Source organism: Streptomyces sp. NPDC054841, from assembly GCF_053611045.1.
Map to the genome: position 1 here is coordinate 1 of NZ_JBSGZO010000580.1, position 4,841 is coordinate 4,841.

A 4,841-nucleotide genomic window follows, 5' to 3' on the forward strand; every position below is an offset into this window, starting at 1 on the left:
GTTCAGGCCGCGATCGCCGAGCCCAGCAGCAGCCGTGCGGCCTCCTGGGCGTCGCTCGCCGGCCGGGGCGAACCGGAGATCGCGGCCGTGGTGATGGCGCCCTCCGCGAGCAGGGCCAGCGGGGCGGCGATCCCGCCCGGAGCTCCCGCGTCGCGTACGAGGCCGGCGATGTACTGCTGGAACGCCTCCTTGTGGTGGCGGGCCGCTTCGGCGACCTCCGGGGCCGTCGCCCCCAGCTCCCCGAACGAGTTGATGAACGCACAGCCGCGGAAGTCCGGCTCCTCGAACCACCGTCGCAGCCAGTCGAAGACCACCAGGACCCGCTCGCCCGGGGACGCGTCCGCGGCGTCCACGTACGCCACGAGGCTTTCCCGCCACCGCGCGTCGCGCCGCAGTAGATACGCCTCCACGAGCACCCCCTTCGAGGGGAAGACCTGGTACAGCCGCCGCAGCGTGACCCCGGACGCGGAGCGCACGGCATCCATGCCGACCGCCTGGATGCCCTGGCCGTAGAAGAGCTCCTCGGCCGCGTCGAGGATCTGCGACCTGGTCGCCTCGATGTCCATGTCCGACACCCCATTGCGTGAGAACCAACGTTCTCGTAGAGTACCCGACATGCTGAGAACGATCGTTCTCGCCTGGAAGGAGACCGTCATGCCCGCCTCGCAGCGTCCGCCCCTGCCCCCGTTCACCGAGGAGACCGCCCGCCTCAAGGTCCAGCTCGCGGAGGACGCCTGGAACACGCGCGATCCCGAGAAGGTCGCCCTCGCCTACACCGAGGACTCCGAGTGGCGCAATCGCGATGTCTTCCTGAACGGCCGGCAGGAGATCGTCGAATTCCTCACCGCCAAGTGGCGCAGGGAGCTCGGCTACCGGCTGCGCAAGGAGCTGTGGGCCTACCACGGGAACCGCATCGCGGTGCGCTTCGAGTACGAGTACCACGACGCGGCCGGCCAGTGGTTCCGCGCCTACGGCAATGAGAACTGGGAGTTCGACGAGCACGGCCTGATGCGCAAGCGCTATGCCAGCATCAACGACCTTGCCATCGCCGCCGATGAGCGTCGTGTCGCTCAGGGATAGCCGACTTCCGGGAGGAGTTCGACGGATACCGGACTTGCGTTCGGCGGTGGTGCCTGTGATGGGATGAGCCGATGCGACCCCCCACACGCATATCCACGCATCGACGCAATCCGTACGAGGAACTCGCACAACTGGCGGATCCGGAACCCGACTTCGGAGATCCTTCCCCCTACTCGCGTGCCAGACATCACCGCATCGCCGGTACCGCCGGCGTCGCTCTCCCCTCCGACGACGAGCCGGAGGACTGGTCACCGCCCGACCATCGCGGCAAGAGCCGCCTCGCCGCCGTTCCCGTAGTGCTGAAACTGGCCGTCGGTGCCGTCGTGTGCGCCACCCTCCTCGCCGTCTGCGACCGCCTGGCCGTGACGTACGCGGAGGAGAAGGCCGAGGACAGGATCCAGAGCTCGCTCGGCCTCGCCGCCCGGCCCGACGTCGACATCGCCGGCTTTCCCTTCCTCACCCAGGTGCTCGGCCACCGGATCGACAAGGTCGACGTCACCCTCCCGGACGTCGCCGCCGACAAGGTCTCCCTCGCCGAAGTACGCGCCACCGCGACAGACATCCGGATCGTCGGCGACCTCCCCTCCTCGCTCCAGGGGGCGGTCGTCGACCGGATGGACGGTGACGTCCTCCTCTCGTTCGACGATCTCAACCGTGAACTGGGCGCGTCCCACGTCAGGTTCACCAATGCGGGACGCGGCGGCATCAACATCGCCGGATCACTGCCCGTGGCCGGCCGCGAGGTGAGCGTGCGGGCAGAGGCACATGTCCGGCAGGACGGCGACCGGGCCGTGTCCACCACGGTCGAGGACATGCGCCTCGACGTCCCAGGCCTGTTCACCTACCGGCCGGGCAAGGACCCCGCGCGCTCGGGTCTTCGCCTCCACGCCGAAGCGGCCGCCCGAATCAGTCACGAAGCAGCCCGTGCCAAGGCCCTCCTCGCCCTCCCCGCCGTGGTGGAACGCCTCGGCATCCCCGAGTCCCGGATCGACGACGCACTGCGCAACGAGAAGGAACTGAGCCGCCTCACCGGCTCCCCGCGCTTCCTCCAGCAGCTGATGAAGGTCAACCTCGTCGATGTCGTCGTCGACCACCCCTGGCTGCTGGAGAAGGCCGGCATCGACCCGCAGCTCATCGGCTCCCTGCTGAAACTGCGGCCGCCGGCACTCTCCGAGCGGCTCTCGCTCTCCTTCGAGCTGCCGAAGACGACGTCCGGGGACATACGCCTGCGGGACATCGTCGTGGATCGCGAGGGCATCCACGCCGATCTGACGGGCTCCGGCCTGACCTTCGGGGCTTCAGCCGCCGTGGGCAGGACGGGGCTCGATGCGGTGGCCGAAGGCGAGAGTGCCGGGATCGAGGGCCGTCACCCCGCCGTCGACGGTGAGCACCGCGCCGTTGACGAACGAAGCGGCGGGTGAGAGGAGCCAGGCGATCGCCTCGGCCACTTCGCCGGGTTCGCCGGGGCGGCGTGCGGGGATGAGCCGGGTGGCCTCCTCGTACGCCGCGTCGGTTCCGGCGTCGGTTCCGCCGGCCCTTCCCCGGTCTGCTTCCCCACTCGTTTCCCGGCCCGTTTCCCGGTCCGTCGGCCTGTCCGTTACGGGGCCCGTGAGTCCGGCTTCCTCGGCGAAGCGGACCATGCGCCGGTCGGCCATCTCCGTACGCACCCAGCTGGGGCAGACGGTGTTGGCGCGCAGTCCCTCCTGGCCGTAGTCGACGGCGAGCGAACGGCACAGCTGGAGCAGCGCGGACTTGGACGTCGCGTACGCGGCGTTTCCCTGTCCGTTGCGCAGAGCGGAGACCGAGGCGACCGCGACGACGGCGCCGCGTGACCGCAGCAGATGAGGGAGAGCGGCGCGCAGGAGGAGAAACGGTCCGGTGACGTTGGTCCGCATGACGTCCTCCCAGTCCTCGTCCGACAGGTCGCCGACGGCGCCGGCGCGCGCGATACCGGCGTTGAGCACAAGGCCGTCGAGCCGGCCGTACGCACTCAGGGCTGCGTCGACGAGACCGTCGACCGCATCGCGGTCCGTGGTGTCGGCCGGGTGAGCCAGGGCCCCGGTCTCCTGGGCGATGCGCTGCAGCGGCCCGGGTCGCCGCCCGGACACGACGACGTGGTGGCCGTCCGTACGCAGTCTCCGGGCGGTGGCGGCGCCGATGCCCGTTCCCCCGCCGGTGATGACATAAACTCCCTGGTCCGACACGGCCGTTGAACCTCCCGAGTGATCGTGTGCACGTGGTGTCAGCCTACGTACCTGGATCACGTTTCGGTGTCATGAGCCGCAGCAGCTCGGAGTTCAACAGCGAACCCCGCACGCGCACCTGTTGGAATGCGGTCCGAGCGCTTGCCGTAGGTTCCCGGCCATGAACACGAACACACAGCCCGGTGCGATCGAGCTGATCCGGCTGGCCGACTCCGGGCAGAGCGTCAGCGTCCGTCTGCGCTCGACCGCGCCCGCCCCCGAAGACCGGGGAGTCCGGTACTACGACGCGGAGACCGTCATCACGAGCGACTTCGTGAACGGCACGGTCCACCTCGGGTTCGAGTCCGAGGACCTCACGGACTGGGGCCGGCTCCTGGACGCCATCGAGGAGGCCGAGCAGGAGGCCGAGTTGGCAGCCGACCTTGACGAGCCATTCACGGCCGACTGGCCCCGCGCAGGCCGTACGGCCCATCTGCGGTTCATCGCCGAGGACCCTTACGTGGTCGAGGTGCACGACGGGCCCAGCACGGGGATCGTCGTCTCTGTGCCGCTCGACATGCGTGAAGAGTGGATAGCCGAGTCCAGAGAGCGTCTCGCGACGGCGCGAGACGCTCTCGGCGAGTAGCCGGGCCCTTCGGTCCCGCGCACCGTGCCAAGCTGGGGCACCGTGCCGGACCTGCGGACGTCATGGACGGGCTGCCACGCGGTCGGCGTGGCGGCGCTCCAGGTCCGGGATGCCGTGGTCCGGCTGCACCGAGGCGCCCTCGGCCTTGAGCACAGTTGTCAGCGCGGTGGTGTCCGGCGTCCGCACGGTCATGCTCCGGCGGGTGCCGCGGGCCGCGAAGTCCGTCGCACTCTCCGCGGCGATCAGCTCCCCCCGGCCGATGACGATCAGGTGCTCGGCGGTGTTCTCCATCTCGCTCATCAGGTGGCTGGAGACGAACACGGTGCGTCCCTCGGCGGCCAGCCGCCTGAACAGGCCGCGTACCCACCGAACGCCCTCCGGGTCCAGGCCGTTGACCGGCTCGTCGAACAGCAGCACCGGAGGGTCGCCGAGCAGTGCCGTGGCGATGCCGAGCCGCTGCTTCATGCCCAGGGAGAACCCGCCGATGCGGCGCCGGGCCGCGGCGGCCAGTCCACTTCCTGAAGGACCTCGTCCACCCGGCGCCGCGGGATGCCGTTGCTGCGGGCCAGGGCGGACAGGTAGGCCGCGGCGCTGCGACCGCCGTGGACGTCATGGGCGTCGAGCAGAGCGCCGACGTGGCGCAGGCCGCGCGGGTGGTCCCGGAACAGGTGGCCATCGATGGTGGCGGTGCCGCTGGTGGGTTGGGCCAGGCCGAGGAGCATCCGCAGCGTCGTGCTCTTCCCGGCGCCGTTGGGACCGAGGAACCCGGTGACGTGCCCCGGTCGCACGGTGAAGGTCAAACCGTTGACGGCAGTGGTCTTGCCGTATCGCTTGGTCAGTTCGTTGACTTCGATCACCCGGCCAACGGTGCCGGGGAGAGTGTCCGCCCGGCATCGGCCCGTCGGCCCCAACTCGTGGGAGGGCTTGCAGCC

4 protein-coding genes and 2 pseudogenes are annotated in these 4,841 nt (G+C 70.0%); 3 read left to right on the forward strand and 3 right to left on the reverse strand.

Annotated elements, in window-relative coordinates:
- Window positions 1-2 precede the first annotated feature (2 nt).
- Complete coding sequence (locus ACWGI8_RS39625; RefSeq protein WP_453668294.1) at window positions 3-566, reverse strand: TetR/AcrR family transcriptional regulator; 564 nt, start codon at window positions 564-566, stop codon at window positions 3-5.
- Between the two features lie 49 nt (window positions 567-615).
- On the opposite strand from ACWGI8_RS39625, the gene ACWGI8_RS39630 reads away from it, so the two are divergent.
- Complete coding sequence (locus tag ACWGI8_RS39630) at window positions 616-1,080, forward strand: nuclear transport factor 2 family protein (protein WP_453668295.1); 465 nt, start codon at window positions 616-618, stop codon at window positions 1,078-1,080.
- A gap of 71 nt (window positions 1,081-1,151) precedes the next feature.
- Window positions 1,152-1,886 (forward strand): annotated as a pseudogene (locus tag ACWGI8_RS39635) (LmeA family phospholipid-binding protein); the annotation flags it as partial.
- 492 nt (window positions 1,887-2,378) lie between these two features.
- On the opposite strand, the gene ACWGI8_RS39640 reads toward ACWGI8_RS39635, so the two are convergent.
- On the reverse strand, window positions 2,379-3,284 hold the full coding sequence (locus tag ACWGI8_RS39640; protein WP_453668296.1) for an SDR family NAD(P)-dependent oxidoreductase: 906 nt from the start codon (window positions 3,282-3,284) through the stop codon (window positions 2,379-2,381).
- A 160-nt stretch (window positions 3,285-3,444) separates the two neighbouring features.
- Here ACWGI8_RS39640 and ACWGI8_RS39645 point away from each other — a divergent pair, with 160 nt between their 5' ends.
- Window positions 3,445-3,909, forward strand: a complete 465-nt coding sequence (locus ACWGI8_RS39645; protein ID WP_453668297.1) for a DUF5959 family protein — start codon at window positions 3,445-3,447, stop codon at window positions 3,907-3,909.
- A gap of 120 nt (window positions 3,910-4,029) precedes the next feature.
- On the opposite strand, the pseudogene ACWGI8_RS39650 reads toward ACWGI8_RS39645, so the two are convergent.
- Window positions 4,030-4,766 (reverse strand): annotated as a pseudogene (locus tag ACWGI8_RS39650) (ABC transporter ATP-binding protein); the annotation flags it as partial.
- Window positions 4,767-4,841: the final 75 nt, after the last annotated feature.

What these genes read in the sequence shown, in the direction of transcription:
- ACWGI8_RS39645 (WP_453668297.1), top strand. Translation starts at nt 3,445, where the DNA reads ATGAACACGAACACACAGCCCGGTGCGATCGAGCTGATCCGGCTGGCC.
- ACWGI8_RS39625 (WP_453668294.1), bottom strand. Translation starts at nt 566, where the DNA reads ATGGACATCGAGGCGACCAGGTCGCAGATCCTCGACGCGGCCGAGGAG.
- ACWGI8_RS39630 (WP_453668295.1), top strand. Translation starts at nt 616, where the DNA reads ATGCTGAGAACGATCGTTCTCGCCTGGAAGGAGACCGTCATGCCCGCC.